This window comes from Alteromonas sp. KS69, from assembly GCF_003989595.1.
Classification (GTDB): Bacteria; Pseudomonadota; Gammaproteobacteria; order Enterobacterales; family Alteromonadaceae; genus Alteromonas; species Alteromonas naphthalenivorans.
The window spans coordinates 26,080-48,628 of sequence record NZ_PYHU01000040.1 but is presented as its reverse complement, the minus strand read 5'-3'; the positions used below and the strand labels follow the sequence as shown (position 1 = coordinate 48,628).

The following is a 22,549-nucleotide window of genomic DNA, read 5'->3' as shown; positions in this document are numbered from 1 at the left end:
GAAAAATTATTGCAGCAATGTGTCTAACTTACAGGCTTGCTGGTTAAGCAAAAACAACGTTTTACTACATGACCTAATAAACGATTCAATACATGATCTAATACATAATTGAATACAAGACGTAGCGTTAATTTAATTGCTGTAAGTTTAAAATCTTTGGCACGCAGTATAATGGTTATATGTTATCTTACAATATCAATTGGGTAATTGCTTTCAATAGTTTTGTAATAAAATTACAACCTGCTTATACTATACTTTAGCAGTACAGGGATTGATGCTTTTTCGCGGGTGACAAGTTTTTTATCTTCACACCCTTTCGTTAGTATATGTTTTTGCACCAAATGTCATTTTTCTTTTTTTCACTTTTTCGGTACATTTTTTGCTTTATCTGGCTATAAGTTAAAGCTAATAATTAACGCAGTGGTCTTTTGCTTTATTGACAATTGAAGTCGGCGTGACTTTTTATTTTAAAGAGATACACACATGGATAATAAAGTAGCACCTAACCAAGTCCTCAAATCTCACGAGGTTGAACCCAATGCTTCGGGCGGGCTAATAGTTAGGAACCAAAGTGGCTTTTCAACCATTTATAGGCTTATCGATTTATGCCTTGTCACCTTACTTTATTACGCTTCAGCATTTTATTACGACAGCCCTGTAACGGCTGGTAGCCTTCTATTCCTGTTTGTTTACGTTATAAGTTTCCAATTTTCTGGTGAATGCGTAGAGCTTTATCGTTCTTGGCGTGGTCACAGAACGAATGAAATGCTTCGTGCAGCTGCTATAGCATGGGCACTGAGTATGTTAGCTACGACTGCTTTTGGTTTCTTTTTCTTTGGCGATTTAAAAATTACGCCTCCCGGCGTTTTACTGTGGGCCGCATCTTCATTTGTTGTTGTACTGGCTTGGCGCTTCGTAATGCGAAAATTTCTTTTTCGACTTCGCCGCAGCGGGTTAAACTCTAGAAAATCGATTGTTATTGGTGCAACCCAGTTGGGTTACAACATGGCTAATCAAATCGTTTCAAATGAACATTTGGGTATTCGCTTCTTAGGGTTGTTTGATGATAGAGGCGAAGACCGCTTACCTCATGAGTTTAAAAATCAAGTACTAGGTAATATTGAATCGGCCATTGAAATGGCTAAACGCAATGAAGTGGATTACATCTACATTGCCCTGCCAATGAGTGCAGAGAACCGTATTCGTCACATTCTTGAAAAGTGCAGCGACACAACGGCTAATGTTTATATTATCCCTAACTTCTTTATGTATAACTTGCTTAATGCCCGCTGGCAATCGATTGGGTCGGTACAAGCGTTAAGTGTGTACGACACCCCGTTTCAGGGTGCTAGCGACGTTTTAAAACGCTTTGAAGACATTGTGTTAAGCATCTTAATATTAATGATGTTAGCCATCCCTATGTTAGGCATAGCGGCGGCGGTTAAACTGACTTCTAAAGGCCCCGTTATTTTCAAACAAAAGCGTTACGGCCTAGATGGAAAACAAATTACCGTTTATAAGTTCCGGTCTATGACTACGCAAGACAACGGGGCAGTGGTTAAACAAGCCACCAAGAATGATGCGCGCCTAACCAAGATTGGTGGCTTTTTGCGACGCTCTTCTATTGATGAACTTCCGCAGTTTATTAACGTTCTGCAGGGCAGAATGTCTATTGTGGGCCCCCGCCCTCATGCAGTAGCCCACAACGAAGAATACCGTAAGCTTATTACCGGTTATATGCTACGCCATAAGGTGAAGCCAGGCATTACCGGCTGGGCCCAGGTAAACGGCCTACGTGGCGAAACAGAGACAGTGAACAAAATGGTACAACGTGTAGAGTACGATTTAGATTATATTCACCGTTGGTCTGTTTGGTTCGATATTAAAATTGTATTCATGACGGTATTTGGTGGGTTGGCGAATAAGAACGCCTACTAATACTGTTCGTTCCCATTTAGTTAGTTCAGGATTGTAAAATTTTGAGACACAAAGCCTCTACACCCTGTGTTGAGGCTTTTTTGTTTTTACAGTGTTGGGCCCGCGTTTAACGTTAATTGCAAAGATCAGCAGCAACGCTCAGGCCGTTTGAGTGGTTATTTTACATTGAAGTTTTCAGTGCCTTGCGTGTATAAATAAGCAACACCTATTACATTTTAAGGCACGTAATGAAGTACCTATTACTGGTTAGTACGTCATTTTTACTCACTGCGTGTTACTTATTACCCACACAAAAGCCATCGCCTTGGCTGGTGATTGATACTTTTAATACTAAAACGCTAACCGGTTGGCAATTAGCAGACACGCAAAATAACACTATCCCCTTTTTAGAGAATGCCCAAGTTACTGAAATTCGGCCTTTCGATTTAACTTCAGATTTAGCTTCAGCGTCAGATTCAGTATCAGCTTCAATTAAAGGTGCCACAGCTAATGCGCCCACTACTGATAATGCGCCCACAGCTGAGCCTAGGCCTGTGCCTAATCCAGTTCTAAGTGTTAACAACGGCTACCTAATTAAAAAGCCCGCGCCAGATGGTGTGGTAGGCAATAGAAAAGCCCTTTCGTTTAAAGCGTTACCCAAGCCCGTACCTGTAGGTGAAACTTATACTTTTTATACCAGAATTCGCGTTGAGCGCTTTCCTAATAACCATGCTTTTGGGATAAGCAACATGCACCCTGCCGACATAATCAAACATGGTTACAACGCGTTTGAACCTACCCTACGGGTTACCGACAAGGCCGAATCTAATGGTTTTAAAAACAATGGTAGTCTGATGGTTAAAATAGATAGCGAGGACAAATACCGCCAATATGCCAATGTAAAAAATATTGACACCAACAAGGATGCTAAGCCTTTGCAAGAAGGTGAATGGTATAGCATTTGGTATGTGGTTAATAACGCCACCGTTAAAAATGGTGGGCAAGTATATAGTGTTTATGTAAAAGGCGGCGAGTTCGCAAGCCAGTCGTTAGTTTACGAAAATGCCAATTTTAGAATGAAGCGAGAGTTACCGCTTATTTACTTTTTGGCTAACTGTAATACAGGGCCACTTAAGCAACCTTATGGCAATGGGGGTTTGGCTTATGACGATATTTATATGAGCGAAGGGATAAATTTAACCGTGCCCTACTAAGTTAAAATTTAACATAGCGTTTCATAAACGCCAGAAACGAAAAAAGGCGAGCATCCTGCTCGCCTTTTTCCGAAAGAACTTAAACTTAATTAGTTAATAATTAAGCTAATGCGCCTTTAGCCGCATCGACTAGTGCGCTGAAAGCCGCTTTGTCATGTACAGCGATGTCGGCAAGGATCTTACGATCGATTTCAACAGACGCTTTTTTCAAACCGTTAATGAAACGGCTGTATGACATACCATTTTGACGTGCCGCAGCATTAATACGTGCAATCCACAATTGACGGAATTGACGCTTGCGCTGACGACGGTCACGGTAAGCATATTGACCAGCTTTAGTTACGGCTTGTACCGCTACGCGATAAACACGTGAACGAGCACCGTAATAACCTTTTGCCTGCTTGAGGACTTTTTTGTGACGTGCACGTGCTACCGTGCCGCGTTTTACTCTAGCCATTAATCAGTCTCCTAAGTCTATACGTACGGCAACATGCGCTGAACCAATTTGGTATCAGAATCATGAACCAGTTTTTTGCCACGAAGGTGACGTTTACGCTTAGAGCTCTTCTTAGTCAAAATGTGACGTAAGTGAGACTGTTTGCTTTTAAAGCGGCCAGAACCCGTTTTCTTAAAACGTTTGGCGGCACCGCTTACAGTTTTCATTTTAGGCATTGCTAAAACTCCGCATTGTTAATATCGACGCTAGGTATGCAGTTACCGGTTGTCGGTTAATGTTTAGCCGCAGGGTGTTTTGAGATTGCAGTACCTCAAAAACTTTTAGACCACTACGACTTCTTAGTTGGGGCTAGCACCATGATCATTTGGCGGCCTTCCACACGACGTGGGAAAGACTCGCACACAGCAATCTCTTCCAAATCCGCTTTAACACGGTTAAGAAGTTCAATACCGATCTCTTGGTGCGCCATTTCACGTCCGCGGAAACGGATCGTAACTTTGGCTTTATCACCACCTTCAAGAAAGCGACGCAGGTTGCGCAGTTTTACCTGGTAATCGCCTTCATCAGTGCCAGGGCGGAACTTAATCTCCTTGACCTGAATTTGCTTCTGTTTTTTCTTCTGCTCTTTTTGAGCTTTACTTTTTTCAAAGAGGAATTTGCCATAGTCCATAACTTTACAGACTGGCGGCTCAGCATTCGGACTGATTTCTACTAGATCAAGACTGGCTTCCTCAGCAAGTTTCGTCGCTTCTGCTAACGTCACAATGCCGGCTTGTTCACCGTCTTTACCAATTAAGCGAACTTCTTTGGCTTTAATTTCATCGTTTATGCGGGCTTTGTCGCCCTGAGCCTTGTTATTAGCGCCTTTAATGTGCATTCCTCCAAACATTTAATTCTTCTGTTTGCTTACCATCTGGATAATGTTCAGTACTGGTAAGCAAACACCGTCGTGTAGTATACACGAAAACCCTCAAACTACTTAATGGTCTTTTCTGCCACTTCCTGATTTGCCATGGCAATAAAAGATTCCAGGCTCATTTTGCCTAGGTCGTCGCCACTGCGAGAGCGTACTGCTACTTCGCCAGCTTCCATCTCTTTATCACCTACTACTAGCATATACGGAACACGCTTGAGAGTGTGCTCGCGGATTTTAAAGCCAATCTTCTCATTTCTCAAGTCCGACTTTGCTCTAAATCCACTTTTTTGCAGTTTTTTTACACATTCCTGTGCATATTCGCCTTGGCTATCGGTAATATTTAGAATTACCACCTGCTGAGGGGCTAACCACAGCGGGAAAAAGCCAGCGAATTCTTCGGTAAGAATACCGATAAATCTTTCTAATGAACCTAAAATAGCTCTGTGGATCATAACAGGCACTTTACGTTCGCCGTCTTCAGCTACGTAAGTTGAACCTAAACGACTCGGCATAGAGAAATCTAGCTGAACCGTTCCACACTGCCATGCCCTATTTAGGCAATCGTGCAATGTGAATTCAATTTTAGGGCCATAAAACGCACCTTCACCTGGCTGATATTCAAATTCAATATCGTTGGCTTTAAGTGCTTCGGCTAATGCTGCTTCCGATTTATCCCAAATTTCGTCACTGCCTACGCGCTTTTCAGGGCGAGTAGATAGTTTAACCGCTACTTTTTCAAAACCAAATGCTGCATAAGTCTCATACACCATCTTTATACAGCCACTTACTTCTTCTAGGATCTGTTCTTCGGTACAAAAAATATGAGCGTCGTCTTGAGTAAACCCACGAACGCGCATTAAACCGTGTAGCGCACCAGAAGGTTCGTTACGGTGACAGCAACCAAACTCAGCCATACGCAACGGAAGGTCACGGTAAGACTTCAAGCCTTGGTTAAATATTTGAACGTGGCCTGGGCAGTTCATTGGCTTAATGGCATATTCACGCTTTTCTGATTCGGTAGTGAACATGTTTTCGGCATACTTTTCCCAGTGACCCGATTTTTCCCACAACGAACGGTCCATCATTAATGGGCCTTTTACTTCGTCGTAAGTGTAGTCGCGTAACTTTTCACGCACGAACTTTTCAAGCTCGGTGTAAATAGACCAACCATCGTTGTGCCAAAACACCATGCCCGGTGCTTCTTCTTGCCAATGGAACAAGTTCAACGCTTTACCAATTTTACGGTGGTCGCGCTTTTCAGCTTCTTCTAGGCGCTGCAAGTATGCTTTAAGTTGCTTTTTGTCAGCCCACGCGGTGCCGTAAATACGTTGCAACATTTTATTGTCGCTGTCGCCACGCCAGTATGCACCGGCTACTTTCATAAGCTTAAAGTTTTGGCAGAATTTCATGTTAGGCACGTGAGGGCCACGGCACATGTCTACGTATTCTTCGTGATGGTATAACCCTGGACGATCATCATGACTGATGTTCTCGTCTAGGATTTCCATTTTATAGGTTTCGCCACGTGCTTCGAATGCATCACGAGCTTCTTGCCAGCTAACTTTGTTTTTAACCACGTTATAGTTAGTTTTAGCTAGCTGAAGCATACGCTTTTCAAGCTTTTGGATATCTTCCTGAGTTAGGCTCTCTTCCATATCAACATCGTAGTAAAAACCGTTGTCGATAGTAGGACCAATCGCCATTTTGGTGTTTGGCCAAAGTTGCTTAATAGCATGGCCTAACAAATGCGCGCAGCTGTGACGAAGAATTTCTAAGCCTGCTTCGTCTTTAGCGGTAATGATTTGTAGTTGAGCGTCTGACTCAATAAGGTCAACAGCGTCTACCAATTCGCCATTCACTTTACCCGCAATGGTCGCTTTCGCTAAACCTGGGCCGATATCGTTGGCAACATCTAATACAGAAACTGATTGGTCGAAAGCGCGCTGGCTTCCATCAGGAAGGGTAATTACTGGCATGATATATCCTTTACAGTGGTGACGCCTACTCTGCGCCACTTGCATCTTTAATTATAAAAACACTCATTTTGGTGTTTACGCGTAGTTGTTATATTCATTACATAGGCTGAAAGTGCTATATAAACCATATAAGCCTTATAACCGTTTACTCTTTGCCAACACACATACTTGGGTTGGCGGTATAAACAATTATCGATGGGCGATTATAACGGCTGTAAACACACATGCAATGGGCAAGCGTATTTTCGATGCCTTGCGAGCTATATTTTGTGCGTACGGGGTATAAACAACACGTGAAATATTCCACCAGCAGCTGCAAAGCTAACTTATTCTTATCTTTAAATTGTTGGAAATGCTGTCAAACTTGTGCAATCAAACTTATATAAACACGCTTATGCGAACAGGCTTACGTGAACGAGCTTTTGCAAACAAGCTAGGCCAAAAGTAACACCGAGCAAAAGTTATACTGAATAAAAAGTTACACTGAATAAAAAACCGAACAATGGAGTAGTGCCTGCCAATGCCTAACGAACAAAAACTTGCCAACAACACTATGGATGAAGCCGCGAATGCAGACATGGCTACCGAATTAGCGCTTGAAGAAAATTCGCCGGTAGCGCTCATAACCGGTGCAGCGAAACGCATTGGTGCCACCATGGCAAAAACCCTTCATAGTGCAGGTTATCGTGTAATTATACATTACGGCCATTCAGCAGAAGACGCTAACGCATTGGTGAATTCATTAAATGCCGAACGGCCTAATAGTGCTATTTGCTTACAGGCCGACTTGTGTAAGTTAGAGGATATTACCCGCCTAGCTGAACAAGCCACTGCACCAGACGCTTTTTCGTTGGGCAGTAACACAGTGCATGCCGACTCGAACCTGAAGGCTGATTCAAGTGTGGAGGCTGATTTAAACGTGAAAGCCGACTCAAATGTGAAAGCCAAGGCCCGCATTGATGTATTGATTAATAACGCATCTAGCTTTTACCCAACTCCCCTTGGCGACATTTTTGCCAACGACTGGCAAGCATTAGTGGGCAGTAACGTACAAGGCCCTTTGTTTTTGTCGCAAGCGTTATGGCCTACTTTAAAAGCAAGCAACGGCTGTATTATCAATATGGTTGATATGCACATAGACCGCCCACTACCGCACCATACGGTATACGGCCTTGCTAAAACGGCGTTGGCGTCTATTACTCGTTCACTGGCGGTTGAAATGGCACCCGAGGTGCGGGTAAATGGTATTGCACCAGGCGCCATATTGTGGCCTGAAAGAGAATTGGAGCACGACCAAAAGCAACGATTACTCGACAGCATTCCATTGGGTGGTCTTGGCTCGCCTGAAGATATAGCAAACACCGCAACATTCTTAATTTCAGCTAATTATATTACGGGGCAAATTATTTATGTGGATGGTGGCCGAAGCCTACACACGAATGCGTCGGCATAAGTACGTTAATGTAAAAAGCATGATTGATAGCAAGTGCCTTTATGACGCGAACCGTTGCGCTGCAAACGTGATGGTTGGAAAAACCATACGGCTAGTTAGCGTTGTGATGGCGGTTAGCTTATTACAAGGGTGCTTTGGTGCGCCTAGCATTGATGACACCATGGACGAGTACACCGCCCGTTTGTCTAGGGTGCTGGATAAGCCTTTAACACACGAGGCTTTGTCACAAGAAGCATTGCCAGACAGCACATTGGCGACAAGTAATATCGCCCTACCTTCTCACACCTACCCAACACTTGCTGAACTTGGCAACAACGTGACCCCGTTGAATATTAATATACGAGAATTCTACGCCATACAAGATTGCGAACTTGGCCGAATAGTGGCAGAAAGAAACACGGCCTTGGGTAAAACACAGTTACCTTCACAGCGTTTACAGTACGAGCATCGCCTATTGAACGTATTGGCAAATTGCGAAGCTAGGTTACAGGCCGCTGATAACCCCATTGCTAGTACCGTGGCGGCATGGCGTAAGCAAAAGCAAGCTCAATATCAAAGCGTGTGGGCAAAGGTAGTGCAAACCAGTACTGAGATGAAACTAGGGCTAAGCATGGCGGGGGCGCCATTACAGGCAAGTGAAAATAAAGATGCCAAGGCATCGGTTAATGCGCTTAACTTTATCAATGGCTTAGCAAAAACATTGAAGCATGAAAGTGTTGTTGAAGGTAAACTTCAAGCGACTCATGAAAGCGCAGGCGATGGTAGCGTTGCTAATGCTAGTTTTGAAGATGCTAATTTTGAAGGCGCTAATTTTGAAGCCGCTAACATTGTTGAAAAGATTGATAAAGTTAACGTTGAAGTTAGCGCGAGCGACAGCGGCGAGCTTGAGCAACAATTACAGATTATTGCGTCTTCCCGGCTTCCGGCAAAGCTATGGCAAACACAAGCTATATTGCACAACCGCTTAGTTTCACTGAACCAAGTGTTAGCGCCTGCGCTAAACAGCGTACAGTGCAAAAATGGTGTAACAAGCGACAAAGCCACCATTCTTCGAAATGTGTTTTACTTGTACTTTATAGAAGAAATTCAACCCATTGCGAGCACGCTAAATAGTTACCACTACCAGCTACAACCTTTATGGAAACAATGGGCAGAAAACGCCGCGTTAAGCGCCCCCTTTAAAGCGCACATACGCACCCACGCTATTGATAATTTTGTACAATACAGTGCCACAATGAAAGCCCATGTTTCCTTATGGCAAGACTTTCTAGGTCGCTGCAATTTATCACCCACCGCGCCCTAGCTTTACTTATCACATTTGTAGCGTGGTACAGATTAACCTGGCATTATTTAATGTGCATAGCTTAGCCAATGCGGCTAAACGTTATGAACGTTCAACACCCTTGTACTGACGGTATCTTAAGTAAGCTAAAGAATATTTTCACCGCTTTCAGGGTCGCGGGCTTTCTTCGCTTGCTCTCTAATATCTTCGGCCTCACTGCTAACGTCTTCGTTTTCATTTTCAAGCGCTGAATTAGCACTATTATCCGATGTATTGGTCTGCGATTTAGATGCGGCAAGACTCGATGAAGACGCATTATTCTCTACAGGTTTACCTGTTATTTCTAAGGCTGGCTTTTTGCTGCCTGCTAATTCGGTATTTTTACTTTCACAAAAGGGTTTATTTAGCGACGTGAAACCGCTGGCTTCATTGATTGTATCTTCTTTACTAACCGATTGATTAGACACTATGGCTAACCCATTGGGGAAAACACGTTCGCGGGCATCATCTGGCATACTAATATTTTCTTCAGTGAAACGCCCTACAATTTGGCGCATAAGCAGCGACGACATTTTAAGCACGCTGGTGTCTTCAACATTCACCCAAAAATACACTTTTAAGTTGTAAGTGGATGCCCCCAAATTATCTATTAACACTTGGGGTTCAGGATCTTTAAGTACCTTTGCGTGGCCCGATATTATTTCAACTGCCAAATTCTGTGCATTACGAATATCGGCGTCGTACCCTACTCCCAATACAAAATGACCGCGCATAAGTGGGTTGGCGGTTAGGTTTTTAATCACCCCTTTGTAAATTGTCGCGTTAGGTATTTGAATATGATTGCCGTCGAAATCGACCATGGTAGTGGCACGCGACGTTACCTTTTGAATAATGCCCGTAAACTCGTTTATCTCAACAATATCGCCTATTCGAAATGGTCTTTGAATGGTAAGCAATAAACTAGAAATAAAGTTTTCGGCAATATCACGAAAGGCAAAACCAAGAATTAACCCTACTACGCCAGTTCCGCTTATAACCGCCACCGCAAAGCCCGTTAAACCTGCCATAAACAGGAATAAATACACCCCAAGCAATATAATAACCAAGCTAATAGAACGTTGCGCTACCGACTTAATTAACGGGGTCAGCGAAGAGAAAGAAAACGGCTTGAGCAGCAACCGGGATAGCGGGCCCGCTGCAATAATAAACAGCGCCATAATTAACAAGCCTACACCAAGGCCGGGTAAGCGATACAAAAAGCCATGCCATAAATCTAACAGCACCGACTGTGCTTCGGAAAGGTTTTCTACTCCTGTGGAAGGCGCAACAGTATCTGCGGCCAATAACGCCGTGGGCAATATGTTTGTTAGAATGAAATTTGTTACGTCGAGCTTTGTTAGGGAGAAATCGACTAGGTTAAAAAAAGCCGCTAAAGAATTGATGATGCCCACCTTCGCTCCTTGAAATGAGGTTACTTACCACGGGTGCAGCCTAACAATATGACCATCCCACGCTAACTGCTAACTGCTAACTGTTAACTGCTAACAAATACAAGCTACTATAATTATATATATGATACGCACAGGTTCATGAACAGGTTTACGCTCTGGTATAAAATCTGGCTTAAGCTTAAATACAGGCCTAAATATAGCCCCAGATATGAACTTAGATACAGCCTTTGAAACAGCTTTTACTCAAGCTTTACACACTCTCATTGGAGGTCGCATTGATTAACGCATAGGTTAACGTATTGATTAACGCATTGGCTTAAACCTAACCGCTACTTAGCCTTTGCTTTTGCTTTTTGCTTTTTGCTTTTTGCTCAGGCTAAGGGCCAGCCACTACCAAATATGAGCCTAAGCCAATGGTAAAGAGAAAACTTCCCCAAATAGCATGTTCTATTACTACAATGGGGGTTGAGTTTGTTTGCATGTAGCGATAGCCAAATATTGCGCCACCACACCAAGATATAACCACTGCCACCCAGTTCCCGTAAATTAGATGCGCTAAACCAAACACAAAGGTACTTATAATCCAGCGTGCATTACGAGAAGGTAAAATGCGTTTATAGCGGTGGAAAAAGAAGGTTCTAAAAATGATTTCTTGCGGAATAACCGACACCACAGGATATACCAATAAGGTGACTACCCACATCCATGGCTCGTTGATGGGCCAGTGCAAAAATAGCTCGGGTTTAACTAAGTAAACGCACAGCGCAAGCAAACTTGCCCATGGTAAAAAGAACTTAAGAGTACTTTTTAAATGAGGCCCATAATCTTCCCAATGCCATAAACGAATTCGTTGGAATTGTTTATCGGCTAACAGCACACTTAAACAAAACAAACACACTATAGCTAAAATAGGCATAAGCCAGTCGGCGACGTGGTTAATCCAGTAAAGCACGGCAATGGGCAGTACAACGAACAAAATGACCAATTCAGACCACAGCTTTACCACGAAGAACCCCTACTTAATTGCAAAATGATGACAGAAATATGAACTATAAAAGATAATGAAATTATAGTGCCAATTCGCTTAGAAGTCTTACACTGCGGCGTTATACATTAGGCGTAAATAAGTAAGTTACCAAAACGCAGCGTGTTTTTTGAATTTCTGGCAGTGGAATAAAGTGTGAGAATAGAACATGATGGCACGTGACGATGGTATGTGACGAAGGTACGGCGGTTGCGGTTTGCTTATTAACACGCAATAAACGCTCACTTCGTGTGTATAAATAACACACAAATAAGCACTGTTGCTGAAATATTTTCCTTCACGGTAATTTTCCTTCAGGGTAATGTTGTTATTTGCTAAAAAGCATCAATATAGTTGCCAACCCAAAAGAACGCGACACACACTGAGCAGTTGAAGATTATTCCTTATGGCCAAAAATTCGAATGATGTTATTAAGCAAATAGAGAAGCATTACGCGTCTTTATCGCCATCAGGCCAAACTATTGCTCAGTATTTACAGCGCAATCCTATTGCGGTTGTTACCCAATCAACCTCTCATATTGCTGAACAAACCAACACCTCGAAAGCCACGGTAAGTCGCTTTTTTCGTCAGCTTGGTTTTGAGTCGCATCAAGAAGCAAAAAATACCTTGCTTACCCTACGCGAACAGGGCGTGCCTGTTAGCCCTAGCACCACAGCGGTTCTTCAGCACGAACAAGAATTGAATAATATTTCGCAAACCTTCGACAATATTGATATTGCTACCCTTACTGCCATTGCTGAAAAGCTGGCAAACGCGCAACAAATTACACTTATCGGGTTTAGAAACGCTTATCCATTAGCGCTGCATTTTCGTCAACAACTTAAGCAAATTCGCACCTCGGTAAGGCTTTTGCCTCAACCTGGGCAAACCTTAGGGGAAGACTTAGTCGATTTAGGTAAAGATGATGTAGTGGTATTGTTTGGGTTTCGTAGGCGCACTCGCCAGTTTAAACATGTGTTACATACCCTATCTCATTGCCAAACCATTCTTATCACCGACCCTACCGGGCAAGTATACCGAGATAACGTAAAGCATTTATTGGTATGTCATTTAGGCAATCATTTAAGTTCACAGGTAGATAACTACGCACCATTCGACAGTTATGCTGCCCCAATGAGCTTGGTTTCTACCCTATGTAACTTTACGTATTCTGCCTTGGGCGACAGCGCATCAAAGCGTGTTAAGGCCATTACTAGCCTGTATGGCGACCTGGATGAATTAGAGCCTTCCGAGCGAAAGTAGTATGTAAAGTACGATTTAAAATAACATGCAAAGTAGTATTAACTACTTTTAATTGGTTGCTTTTTAAGCAAGAATAAAAGATCGAATTACTAAATAAGCACGTATAACAATTCGTGTTGCCACACGAGGTACAAAGAGACAACTGCGCTGTTCTCCCGTAAAAAAGGCAACTAAGCATTTGATGTTGGAGTTGAAATGGATAAATCCCACCTTGTTATAGAAGAGTCTAGCAGAGTTTTAGAATTTTGGTTTAATGAACTAACCCCTTCCCAGTGGTTTACTCAAGACTCCGCTCTTGATCGCACTATTGCATCGCAATTTTTAAACTTGCACCGCGCTGCATCACAAGGTGAACTATGGCCCTGGCGAGCAACGCCTACAGGTCGGTTAGCGGAAATTTTATTGCTTGATCAGTTTTCAAGAAATATATACCGAGACACGCCCCACGCTTTCTCGCAAGACCCCATGGCTTTAGTATTGGCCCAAGAAGCGGTGAGTGTTGAGGCCGATAAAACCCTTACGCCTCAGCAATGTATATTTTTGTACATGCCATTTATGCATAGCGAATCTTTGGCTATACACGATATTGCGCTTCAACTTTTTGCGGTTCCTGGTTTAGAACAACAATATGAATATGAGTTGAAACACGTGAACATTATTAAGCAATTTGGGCGATATCCGCACCGAAACTTAGTGTTGGGCCGAACCAGTACGAAAGAAGAAGAAGCGTTTCTTTTGAAGCCTGGCAGTCGGTTTTAATACGAACCACAGCTTCGCCCTTGTATTGGTTGTTCACCCACTTCTCGCATCGTCTATAGTTGGGTTATTGAAAACACTTCATACGCTACGTCACAAAAGATACGTCAAAAAAGCTAAGCCACAAAAACTAAACCACATAACCAAACCACAAAACCAAACCAAAAAAAAAAGCATATTACACGCCAGTAACAAACGTTTCACTTGACAATAAAGAGAGACGATTGTTTCATGGAGGTATATTTTTATCTATTGCGAATGTGCCGTGTCTTCTCCTTTTGTTTCGATTCCTGCTGATAGTAAAGTAAACGCCAAGAGCGCTTCAGATTCTGGATCAAGTTCTGTGACAGCTAATGCTTCATCAACAGCTTGCGAATTAACAGGCCATGCTCTGAAAGGCTATGGTTTAGCGGTAAAAGACTTATTTCACATTGAAGGGCTACCAACCGCAGCCGGGAATCCCGATTGGTTGGCCACACACCCTGTGCCAACGGCTAGCAATAGCACAGTTGAAAAGTTACTTGATGCAGGCGCGACATTTAAAGGTAAAACAATTACCGATGAACTGGCTTATAGCCTTCACGGTCAAAATAAACATTATCCGCAGCTGGTTAACCCCATTGCACCTGCGCACATTCCTGGCGGTTCATCTTCAGGTTCAGCCGTTGCTGTGTCGGCACATTTAGCTGATATTGGTTTGGGTACAGACACAGGTGGCTCTATTCGCGTTCCTGCCAGCTATCAAGGGTTGTGGGGGCTGCGTACTACCCATAATGCTATACCGTGTGACAACATGGTGGCGTTGGCACCGTCTTTCGACACCATAGGTTGGATGACTCGCGATCTCGACACCCTAGAGAAAGTCAGCCAAGTTTGTTTAGTTGATGCTCCGCAAAACGAAATCGGTGCAGATAAAACCGACGTAGCCAACGGTGACTCAAATATAAGCTTAGTACGAATTGGTGCCGTTCAACACTTACTACAAAGTGCTAAACACGGTGTTTTGACCACAAAATGGTTAGAAACACTTAATGAAAAAGCAGATAGCGACAATGCGGGTTTTACTATTACCCCGATTACCGAACACGAATTAGATTTATCGGCACTGAATACTGCCGCGACTTTTCGCGTATTACAAGGCGCTGAAATTTGGCAACAGCATGGCCAGTGGATAACAGATACATCCCCTGACATTGCTCACGATATAATGCTTCGACTAAATTGGTGCGAAACGATTTCTGAACAGGAAGTTGATGACGCCAAGAAGCAGCAAGTGGCGTTTCAAGAATACATAAACAGCTTATTTGAAACTGTAGACGTATTATTGATACCCACTACCCCCGGTATTGCACCCCGGTGTGATGCTGACGAAGAAACATTAGCGAACGATAGGAATGCCCTGCTGGCGCTTACCTCAATTGCAGGTTTAGCAGAGCTTCCACAAATTCATATGCCGCTATTTACCCTACAAAATGCCCCATGTGGTTTATCACTGGTAGGCAAAAAAGGCAGCGATCTTGCACTCATTAAGCTAGCGAAAGCACTGACAGCAAATTAATTGGTCATACTAGGCTTATTGAATATACAAGGTTGCATTGGCCAAATAACAAATGGATAAAAAAAGACAATGAGTGAAAAGCATAACGTCGGCTTTACAGCCCCTCACTTTGCGGCATCGCAAGTGGGTTTGAATATTTTAGAAAAAGGCGGCACCGCGATTGAAGCAATGGTGGCCGCCGCTGCGTCTATTGCCGTTGAATACCCTCACATGAATGGCATGGGTGGCGATGGGTTTTGGCTAATTAGTGAACCTGGCAAAGCCCCTATTGGCATTGATGCTTCGGGCGTTGCCGCATTAGGTGCTACACCTGAATTTTATAAAGACGAAAGTGCCATTCCTAGCCGAGGCGGAAAATCAGCCTTAACTATGGCCGGTGCTGTTGCTGGTTGGAATGAAGCATTAAAAATAAGCCACCAGTGGCAAGACGGCCTATCGCTTAATACGTTGTTTGATACCGCCATTAGCCAGGCTAATTGGGGTATCGAAGTTACGCAAAGCTTAGTAGACGCCAGTAATAAAACCTTTGACGATTTAGCCGGCGACCCAAATTTTGATCAGTTCTTAATTAAGGGCAAAGCACTTAAAAAAGGCAAAATTCTTAAACTGACGGCCTTGTCTAAAACACTTAGCCACTTAGCGAAAGCAGGGCTTGATGACTTTTATCATGGCGAACTCGCTAGCAAACTGGCTACCGACTTGGAAGCCGCTGGCTCACCTATTCGTATTGAAGACTTTAACCAATACAAAGCACAAATTGTAGAGCCGCTTTCGGTTACGACCAGCAAAGGCACCTTGTATAACTTGCCTGCGCCTACCCAAGGTGTGGCGTCGTTAATTATTTTAGCGCTTTACGACAAGGTGCAGCACTTAGGTTCTACCGATGCTGATATGGTGCACTTGTTAATTGAATGCACCAAACAGGCGTTTATTGCACGAAATGCGAACGTTACCGACCCATCACGCACGCCTGTTGATTTGTCTAGCTTATTAACTGATGAATCGTTAGATGAAATGGTTAAACACATTTCGGTAGAAAAAGCACAGCCATGGCCGCACGTGGCGAAACCTGGCGATACCATTTGGATGGGTGCGTGTGACAGCGAAGGCCGAATGGTAAGTTACATTCAATCGCTTTACTGGGAATTTGGTTCAGGCATTGTTAGCCCACAAACCGGCATTGTATGGAATAACCGAGGTACTTCGTTCTCGTTAGATCCAAATAGCAACCAATACCTAAAGCCGGGGTTGAAACCGTTTCATACGCTTAACCCTGCGTTTGCCGATTTAGCCGATGGGCGACGCATGAGTTACGGCACCATGGGCGGTGAAGGTCAGCCACAAACACAAGCGGCTTTATTTGCCCGCCATATTTATCACAACCAACCTATTGATAAAGCCATTGCCCTAGGCCGCTGGTTATTAGGCCGTACTTGGGGTGATGAAAGTAACAACTTAAAAGCCGAGCGTGACTTAGCCGAGTATGTAGGCGAAAGCCTTATTGCCCGAGGTCACGACATGGTGACTGTCGACCCTTGTAACGAATTGATGGGCCACGCTGGCGCGGTTATTCGCGCGCCAACAGGCACAGTAAGCGCAGCAAGCGACCCGCGAAGCGACGGTAAAGCGTTCACTGATAAGGTGTAACGCCGCGAAAAATCTAAATTCTAGGTTTAATCAAACGATAACATCTAGCAGCAACATTACCCCAAGCCGCTTTATCGGTGTGTTGCTTTTGGCTTGTTTTTAAAGGACGTCCACCCCTTTTAAGATAAGCCAGAGCAACCCGCCATAATTTCATTGGGCATACATGTTTTAGCAAGCACACATTCACAACGAGATCTTTAATTTATGCAGTTTTTACTCGATAACATGACGGTAATTTTATCGTTAATTGGTACAGGCGTGTTCGCCGGATTATTGGCTGGCCTATTAGGTGTAGGCGGCGGTATTGTTATAGTGCCGGTCCTGTTTTTCTTATTTCAAGCACTAGGGGTATCGGCTGAAAGCGCCATGGTGATTGCAACTGCAACATCGCTAGCCACTATTGTACCTACGTCTATTAGCTCTATTCGCGCTCACCATAGCAAAGGCAACGTAGACTTTGCCCTACTTAAGGCTTGGGCAGTGTTTATCTTAATTGGTGTATTAGCAGGTAGTTACTTAGTCACGGTACTGGACGCTAACTTTCTAACGTTGATGTTTGGTGTTATTGCCACGTTATCTGCTATTAACATGCTAGTTGGTAAAAAAGATGCCTTGTTTAACGGCCTACCAGGTCGTGTTGGACAGTCTATTATGGCAGCGTGTATCGGCTTTTTTAGTTCCATGGTTGGCATTGGTGGCGGCACGCTTACCGTCCCTACACTTACCTTTTGTAATTACCCAGCGCACAGAGCAGTAGGTACAGCAGCCGCTGTTGGCCTAATTATTTCGCTGCCTGCCGCTATTACTCTTTTATTCGTAGGCACTACGCCTGTTGATGCGCCGTTTGCTACCTACGGTTACGTTAACCTACTTGGTTTCGCGTGCATTGTGCCGCTAACGGTAATTTTTGCGCCAATTGGTGCAAGCATCGCCAACAAGTTAGATGCTGGTCTGCTTAAGAAAATTTTTGCTGTTGTTCTCATTATTACTGGCCTGCGCATGCTTGCGCAGGTGTTTATCTAGGAGCCTATTATGACTGGTTTTGCACCATTAACACCTCCACCACGCCTTTTAATGGGCCCAGGCCCTATTAACTGTTATCCGCGTGTATTGTCGGCCATGTCTACTCAGCTAGTAGGCCAATACGACCCTGTAATGACAGGCTACATGAACGAAACCATGGCGCTGTACCGCACGCTATTTAATACCAAAAACCAACAAACCATGTTGATTGATGGTACGTCGCGGGCAGGTATTGAAGCGGTGTTAGTGTCGGCTATTGAACCTGGCGATAAGGTGCTAGTGCCTATCTTCGGGCGTTTTGGCCACCTATTGGCTGAAATTGCAGAGCGCGCCGATGCAGAAGTTCACACTATTGAAGTGCCGTGGGGTGAAGTATTTAAACCCGAGCAAATAGAAGCGGCCATTAAGAAAGTACAGCCTAAACTATTAGCCATAGTACAAGGCGATACGTCTACCACTATGTTTCAACCTCTTGAAGACATTGGCGCTATTTGTGAAGCCAACGACGTGTTGTTCTATTGCGATGCCACCGCATCGGTAGGGGGTAACCCGTTAGAAGTAGACAAGTGGAAGCTAGATGCAGTGTCAGTGGGTTTGCAGAAATGCTTAGGCGGCCCTTCAGGCAGTGCGCCCATTACCATGAGCCAAAAGTTTGTTGATGTGGTGCGTACTCGCCATCACGTTGAAGCTGGTATTCGTGATGCACATCATGAAAGTGCCCGCGGCCCGAAAATTCGGTCTAACTATTTCGACCTTGGCATGATCATGGATTACTGGGGTGACGAACGCTTAAATCACCATACCGAAGCCGCAACCATGCTTTATTGCGCCCGTGAATGCGCTATTTTGCACCTTGAAGAAGGCCAGCAAAATGTTATTGCACGCCATAAAGTGGCTGGCGATGCCATGCTAGCGGGTGTTCAAGCCCTTGGCCTAACGCCATTTGGCGACCTTGCCAACAAAATGAGTAACGTTGTGGGCGTGGTTATTCCTGATGGCGTACACGGCGAACAAGTACGTGAAGACCTGCTACTGCGTTTCAACATTGAAATTGGCACCAGCTTTGGCCCCCTTAAAGGGAAAATTTGGCGAATAGGCACCATGGGTTATAACGCGCGCCAAGATGCGGTGTTGCATACCCTTCAGTCGCTAGAAACCGTATTACGCAAGCAAGGTATGTCGCTACCGGCTGGTGCTGGCGTAGACGCTGCACTTGCTGTGTATTCGGGAGCCATGAATGTCTGAATTTTCTGATGCGGCCGCGCTAGTAATGGCGCGCTGTGAAGCACTAGGTTCACTAAGCCAAAACCCAAGCTGTTTAGACAGGCGCTATTTAACCGAACAACACAAACTGGCCAATCAGCTAACATCCGGCTGGATGATAGAAGCCGGTATGACAACCTGGCAAGACAGCGTAGGTAACATTTGGGGCCGCTATACATCAGCCGTACCCAATGCACCTCGCTTAATTATTGGCAGTCATTTAGACACGGTGCCAAATGGCGGTAAATACGACGGCATGTTAGGTGTAGTTGCACCGGTAACGCTCATGGCCATGTTCAGCGGCGAAGGTCGACAGTTTCCTTTTCACATTGATATTGTTGGCTTTTGTGACGAAGAAGGCACCCGTTTTGGTACTACCCTATTAGGTAGCCGTGCGTTAACAGGCAAGTGGCAAGACGAATGGCGCAGGCTAAAAGACGAAGATGGCATTTCCCTAGAAGATGCGATGAAAAACTTTGGGCTGGATTTTGATGCTATTAACAGCGCCACCATTGCACAAACTGACTTGCTGGGTTACTTAGAACTGCATATTGAGCAAGGCCCAGTGTTAGAGCAAGAGAACTTACCTGTAGGTGTAGTAAATGCTATTGCTGGTGCGAAACGCTTTTCATTAACGGTTACCGGCATGGCAGGACACGCGGGAACTGTGCCTATGTCGATGCGCCACGACGCCTTATGCGCCAGCGCCGAAATGATTTTAGCGGTAGAGTCTATTAGTCAACAGCGTCCAGGTGTTGTGGCTACCGTGGGTAAAATTGAGAACGCGCCCAATGGCGTGAATGTGATTTCTGGCCGATGCCAGTTCTCTTTAGATATTCGCAGTGAAGAAGACCCATTGAGAGATGCCGCATTGGCAGAGATTTTGCAAAAAATCAACGACATTGCCGTGTTACGCAATGTGGAATTGAAGGTAGAGCAAACACACAGTGCGCCAGCGGTTCATTGTGATAGTGCCCTACAAAATACATTGCTTAAAGGTGTAACTGAAGCAGGCATAGTACCCAAAGTACTGGCCTCGGGTGCAGGGCATGATGCAATGGCAATGGCTGAAATATGCCCTGTTGCTATGTTATTCACACGCTGTAAGGGTGGCATTAGTCACCATCCGGCTGAGTCTATCACCACAGACGATGTTGCCGCGAGCTTAGCGGTAATGCACCATAGTCTTCGCACGTTAAAGTACTAAAACTTAGTTCTAGCCTACGCAAGGTTCACGTTTAAGCATTATTCGTTAAATGATAAGAAACAGGTATGAGTAAGATGAAGATAGCAAGGATATATAACGACGATGAAGGCAAGAGCCACTTTGGAGAAATTGATATTCCACTGAAAGATGGTGGGCCTATTGGACTGTTATCAGAAAAGTTTGGCGCCGATAAAATCATCTTTAGGGAAACGCCAGCAGACTATGACTTTAAATGGCACCCTGCGCCAGCACGCCAACTTCTGTTTATCTTAAAAGGCCGCGCAGAGTTTACGGTTTCTAACGGTGAACGCCATGTATTTGGTTCTGGTGATGTTATCTTGCTAGAAGATACGGAAGGTGAAGGTCACTGCTCAAAAGCCATGTACAACGAAGTGCGTCACTCCATCTTTGTTACGCTAGATGAAGGTGTTGAATTTTAATTACTTTCATCGCCTTGCTGTTAATTTGAGCGCGTCATATTGGCGCGCTTTTCGTTTTAGAGCACCAACTTGGTGCGACATATCTTTAGAACTCGTTCCTTTCCACCTTTCTTCTAAATAAAAATAGCGGTTAATCATTGAGTTAACCTTCTTATAGACCATAGACTAAGTGGTCAGCTTCTTGCAAAAACTCGCATTATAATTTTAATACTGCTGTAGTACTCATGCGTTTGCGACTTACCTTTTTGCCTTTCTATCTTGTTGTATTTATCTCTCTTACCAGTTTTGCTTATAAAAGTGTTGCCGCACCCAGTGCCGTAGCCAATTCTTCATCTTCTACTTCTACTCCCTTTTCTATGCCGTTGTGGTTTGAAGCTTTCAAAAAAACAGCGACACCACGCCAGATGTATCAATTTTTACACACCATGCCAAAAGGCGGTGATTTACATCATCATTTGTCAGGTTCAGGGTTTAGTGAATGGTGGTACGAACTGGCGGCCGATCCTACAAAAAATGGTGGGTATACCTATTACACCCAGGTAAGTATCAAACCATGCCATTCAGACCCACAAAGTGCCTTACGCTTTCATACCATCAGCGAAACGACATGGGCTAAATTACCTCAGTGCATTCAGAAAAATTACACTGAATTAGGCTTGCTTGATAACAATTTAAAACGCGAGTTTATGGATAGTATTCGCTTACATACGGCGTCGGAAGGACGAGAAGAATTCTTTTCTACCCATTGGCAACGGTTAAACGAATTGACCGCAAACCCCACGTTAGTGTCAAAAATATTGCTACGTAATATGCAAGCTTACCAAAAGGAAAATCTGCAATATTTGGAAACCCAGGTAAATGTTCGCTATACAAAAAAACCTGATGGAAGCACTTATACGCCCGACGAAGCATTAGCCATTTATACCGACATGCTTGCCAGTGAAGAGGCGCAAGCCACGCAAGTTACTGTTCGTTTTCAATATGCTGTTGTTCGCTTTTTACCCGACGCCGAAGCACAACTAGAATGGATTTATGACTTTGTAGATAGCCACAGAGAATTGTACGTAGGCATTAATTTAGTAGGCAGAGAAGATGATATAAACGGGCAACCGAAACGGTTTGCATCAACACTTCGTAAGCTTCGTGCTACATACCCTAAAGTTTCATTGGCTTTTCATGCTGGTGAGTCTGAAACCGCCGATTCAAATGTGCGAGACACCTTATTGCTTGGTGCAGAGCGCATTGGGCACGGGTTAAATACCATTTTCGACTCAGATACTCTATTGCTAATGAGAAACAGCCAGTACCTTATCGAAATTAACCTTATTTCCAACTTACTGCTTGAATACATTCCCAGCTACGATACCCACCCCTTTCCAGAATATTTGCGAACAGGTATCCCTACCGCGCTATCTACCGATGACAGAGGCATGTTCGACTCCACATTAACCGATGAGTTTTATGTCGCGGTAACCGAATTCAACTTAAGCTGGGAAGAAGTACTCACATTAAGCACCAACAGTTTGCAGTACAGCTTTTTACAACCAAATGTAAAAGCGCAGCAGCTTACTTTATTTCATCAACGTGTTGCTGAATTTGAAACTCAGGTGGCATCAGATACTGTGCCTACCTCTCCCCCAATGTTTCGTGCATTCATCTGTAAATTTGAAAGCGAACTGTGCAGCGGCAATAAGGATTAAT

At 44.0% G+C, this 22,549-nt stretch carries 19 protein-coding genes; 13 read left to right on the top strand and 6 right to left on the bottom strand.

Annotated features, from left to right (window positions below):
* Positions 1 to 483: 483 nt before the first annotated feature.
* Positions 484 to 1,938, top strand: coding sequence for an undecaprenyl-phosphate glucose phosphotransferase (locus C7Y69_RS17870; RefSeq protein ID WP_013784590.1), 1,455 nt, complete (start codon positions 484 to 486; stop codon positions 1,936 to 1,938).
* Positions 1,939 to 2,165: 227 nt separating this feature from the next.
* Positions 2,166 to 3,131 carry a hypothetical protein gene (locus C7Y69_RS17865; RefSeq protein ID WP_126873671.1) on the top strand — a complete coding sequence of 322 codons (966 nt, stop codon included), beginning with the start codon at positions 2,166 to 2,168 and terminating at the stop codon, positions 3,129 to 3,131.
* 100 nt (positions 3,132 to 3,231) lie between these two features.
* On the opposite strand, the gene rplT is transcribed toward C7Y69_RS17865, so the two are convergent.
* The 4 genes from rplT to thrS all read right to left on the bottom strand — a co-directional run bounded on the left by rplT (position 3,232) and on the right by thrS (position 6,480).
* The gene (gene rplT / locus C7Y69_RS17860) at positions 3,232 to 3,588 is read right to left on the bottom strand and encodes a 50S ribosomal protein L20 (protein ID WP_013784592.1); all 357 of its coding nucleotides are present in this window, start codon (positions 3,586 to 3,588) and stop codon (positions 3,232 to 3,234) included.
* A 17-nt stretch (positions 3,589 to 3,605) separates the two neighbouring features.
* Positions 3,606 to 3,803 (bottom strand): 50S ribosomal protein L35, encoded by a 198-nt coding sequence (gene rpmI, locus C7Y69_RS17855; protein WP_012518091.1) that lies wholly within the window; start codon positions 3,801 to 3,803, stop codon positions 3,606 to 3,608.
* A 113-nt stretch (positions 3,804 to 3,916) separates the two neighbouring features.
* Positions 3,917 to 4,465: a translation initiation factor IF-3 gene (gene infC, locus C7Y69_RS17850; protein WP_126873690.1), complete on the bottom strand. Its 549-nt coding sequence runs from the start codon at positions 4,463 to 4,465 to the stop codon at positions 3,917 to 3,919.
* 98 nt (positions 4,466 to 4,563) lie between these two features.
* On the bottom strand, positions 4,564 to 6,480 hold the full coding sequence (thrS, locus tag C7Y69_RS17845; protein WP_126873670.1) for a threonine--tRNA ligase: 1,917 nt from the start codon (positions 6,478 to 6,480) through the stop codon (positions 4,564 to 4,566).
* Positions 6,481 to 7,057: 577 nt separating this feature from the next.
* Between thrS and C7Y69_RS17840 the strand changes: the two genes are divergently transcribed.
* Both C7Y69_RS17840 and C7Y69_RS17835 read left to right on the top strand, forming a co-directional pair.
* Positions 7,058 to 7,933 (top strand): SDR family oxidoreductase, encoded by an 876-nt coding sequence (locus C7Y69_RS17840; protein WP_221885334.1) that lies wholly within the window; start codon positions 7,058 to 7,060, stop codon positions 7,931 to 7,933.
* A gap of 19 nt (positions 7,934 to 7,952) precedes the next feature.
* On the top strand, positions 7,953 to 9,236 hold the full coding sequence (locus C7Y69_RS17835; RefSeq protein ID WP_185864195.1) for a DUF3080 family protein: 1,284 nt from the start codon (positions 7,953 to 7,955) through the stop codon (positions 9,234 to 9,236).
* Positions 9,237 to 9,361: 125 nt separating this feature from the next.
* Here C7Y69_RS17835 and C7Y69_RS17830 read toward each other — a convergent pair whose 3' ends face one another.
* Positions 9,362 to 10,666 (bottom strand): mechanosensitive ion channel family protein, encoded by a 1,305-nt coding sequence (locus tag C7Y69_RS17830; protein WP_126873668.1) that lies wholly within the window; start codon positions 10,664 to 10,666, stop codon positions 9,362 to 9,364.
* Between the two features lie 376 nt (positions 10,667 to 11,042).
* Positions 11,043 to 11,672 carry a CPBP family intramembrane glutamic endopeptidase gene (locus C7Y69_RS17825; protein ID WP_126873667.1) on the bottom strand — a complete coding sequence of 210 codons (630 nt, stop codon included), beginning with the start codon at positions 11,670 to 11,672 and terminating at the stop codon, positions 11,043 to 11,045.
* 424 nt (positions 11,673 to 12,096) lie between these two features.
* Between C7Y69_RS17825 and C7Y69_RS17820 the strand changes: the two genes are divergently transcribed.
* The 9 genes from C7Y69_RS17820 to C7Y69_RS17780 all read left to right on the top strand — a co-directional run bounded on the left by C7Y69_RS17820 (position 12,097) and on the right by C7Y69_RS17780 (position 22,548).
* Positions 12,097 to 12,954 (top strand): MurR/RpiR family transcriptional regulator, encoded by an 858-nt coding sequence (locus C7Y69_RS17820; RefSeq protein WP_057792570.1) that lies wholly within the window; start codon positions 12,097 to 12,099, stop codon positions 12,952 to 12,954.
* A 195-nt stretch (positions 12,955 to 13,149) separates the two neighbouring features.
* Entirely contained in the window at positions 13,150 to 13,713 is a 564-nt protein-coding gene (locus C7Y69_RS17815) for a DUF924 family protein (RefSeq protein ID WP_126873666.1), read from the top strand.
* A gap of 262 nt (positions 13,714 to 13,975) precedes the next feature.
* Positions 13,976 to 15,268 (top strand): amidase, encoded by a 1,293-nt coding sequence (locus C7Y69_RS17810; RefSeq protein ID WP_126873665.1) that lies wholly within the window; start codon positions 13,976 to 13,978, stop codon positions 15,266 to 15,268.
* A 69-nt stretch (positions 15,269 to 15,337) separates the two neighbouring features.
* Positions 15,338 to 16,915 (top strand): gamma-glutamyltransferase family protein, encoded by a 1,578-nt coding sequence (locus C7Y69_RS17805; RefSeq protein ID WP_013784602.1) that lies wholly within the window; start codon positions 15,338 to 15,340, stop codon positions 16,913 to 16,915.
* A 204-nt stretch (positions 16,916 to 17,119) separates the two neighbouring features.
* Positions 17,120 to 17,938, top strand: coding sequence for a sulfite exporter TauE/SafE family protein (locus C7Y69_RS17800; RefSeq protein WP_013784603.1), 819 nt, complete (start codon positions 17,120 to 17,122; stop codon positions 17,936 to 17,938).
* Between the two features lie 9 nt (positions 17,939 to 17,947).
* Positions 17,948 to 19,183 (top strand): pyridoxal-phosphate-dependent aminotransferase family protein, encoded by a 1,236-nt coding sequence (locus tag C7Y69_RS17795; RefSeq protein ID WP_013784604.1) that lies wholly within the window; start codon positions 17,948 to 17,950, stop codon positions 19,181 to 19,183.
* On the top strand, positions 19,176 to 20,408 hold the full coding sequence (locus C7Y69_RS17790; RefSeq protein WP_126873664.1) for an allantoate amidohydrolase: 1,233 nt from the start codon (positions 19,176 to 19,178) through the stop codon (positions 20,406 to 20,408). The genes C7Y69_RS17795 and C7Y69_RS17790 overlap by 8 nt, the downstream gene beginning before the upstream one ends.
* A 74-nt stretch (positions 20,409 to 20,482) precedes the next feature.
* The gene (locus C7Y69_RS17785) at positions 20,483 to 20,848 is read left to right on the top strand and encodes an AraC family ligand binding domain-containing protein (RefSeq protein WP_013784606.1); all 366 of its coding nucleotides are present in this window, start codon (positions 20,483 to 20,485) and stop codon (positions 20,846 to 20,848) included.
* 224 nt (positions 20,849 to 21,072) lie between these two features.
* Complete coding sequence (locus C7Y69_RS17780) at positions 21,073 to 22,548, top strand: adenosine deaminase family protein (RefSeq protein ID WP_126873663.1); 1,476 nt, start codon at positions 21,073 to 21,075, stop codon at positions 22,546 to 22,548.
* The last annotated feature ends 1 nt before the right edge of the window (position 22,549 follow it).

Excerpts from the sequence above, each read along its gene's own strand:
- infC (WP_126873690.1), bottom strand. The coding sequence starts at position 4,465 with ATGCACATTAAAGGCGCTAATAACAAGGCTCAGGGCGACAAAGCCCGC.
- C7Y69_RS17800 (WP_013784603.1), top strand. The coding sequence starts at position 17,120 with ATGCAGTTTTTACTCGATAACATGACGGTAATTTTATCGTTAATTGGT.
- thrS (WP_126873670.1), bottom strand. The coding sequence starts at position 6,480 with ATGCCAGTAATTACCCTTCCTGATGGAAGCCAGCGCGCTTTCGACCAA.
- C7Y69_RS17835 (WP_185864195.1), top strand. The coding sequence starts at position 7,953 with ATGATTGATAGCAAGTGCCTTTATGACGCGAACCGTTGCGCTGCAAAC.
- C7Y69_RS17780 (WP_126873663.1), top strand. The coding sequence starts at position 21,073 with ATGCGTTTGCGACTTACCTTTTTGCCTTTCTATCTTGTTGTATTTATC.
- C7Y69_RS17785 (WP_013784606.1), top strand. The coding sequence starts at position 20,483 with ATGAAGATAGCAAGGATATATAACGACGATGAAGGCAAGAGCCACTTT.
- C7Y69_RS17795 (WP_013784604.1), top strand. The coding sequence starts at position 17,948 with ATGACTGGTTTTGCACCATTAACACCTCCACCACGCCTTTTAATGGGC.
- C7Y69_RS17815 (WP_126873666.1), top strand. The coding sequence starts at position 13,150 with ATGGATAAATCCCACCTTGTTATAGAAGAGTCTAGCAGAGTTTTAGAA.
- rpmI (WP_012518091.1), bottom strand. The coding sequence starts at position 3,803 with ATGCCTAAAATGAAAACTGTAAGCGGTGCCGCCAAACGTTTTAAGAAA.
- C7Y69_RS17820 (WP_057792570.1), top strand. The coding sequence starts at position 12,097 with ATGGCCAAAAATTCGAATGATGTTATTAAGCAAATAGAGAAGCATTAC.
- C7Y69_RS17790 (WP_126873664.1), top strand. The coding sequence starts at position 19,176 with ATGTCTGAATTTTCTGATGCGGCCGCGCTAGTAATGGCGCGCTGTGAA.
- C7Y69_RS17840 (WP_221885334.1), top strand. The coding sequence starts at position 7,058 with ATGGCTACCGAATTAGCGCTTGAAGAAAATTCGCCGGTAGCGCTCATA.
- C7Y69_RS17805 (WP_013784602.1), top strand. The coding sequence starts at position 15,338 with ATGAGTGAAAAGCATAACGTCGGCTTTACAGCCCCTCACTTTGCGGCA.
- C7Y69_RS17865 (WP_126873671.1), top strand. The coding sequence starts at position 2,166 with ATGAAGTACCTATTACTGGTTAGTACGTCATTTTTACTCACTGCGTGT.
- C7Y69_RS17870 (WP_013784590.1), top strand. The coding sequence starts at position 484 with ATGGATAATAAAGTAGCACCTAACCAAGTCCTCAAATCTCACGAGGTT.
- rplT (WP_013784592.1), bottom strand. The coding sequence starts at position 3,588 with ATGGCTAGAGTAAAACGCGGCACGGTAGCACGTGCACGTCACAAAAAA.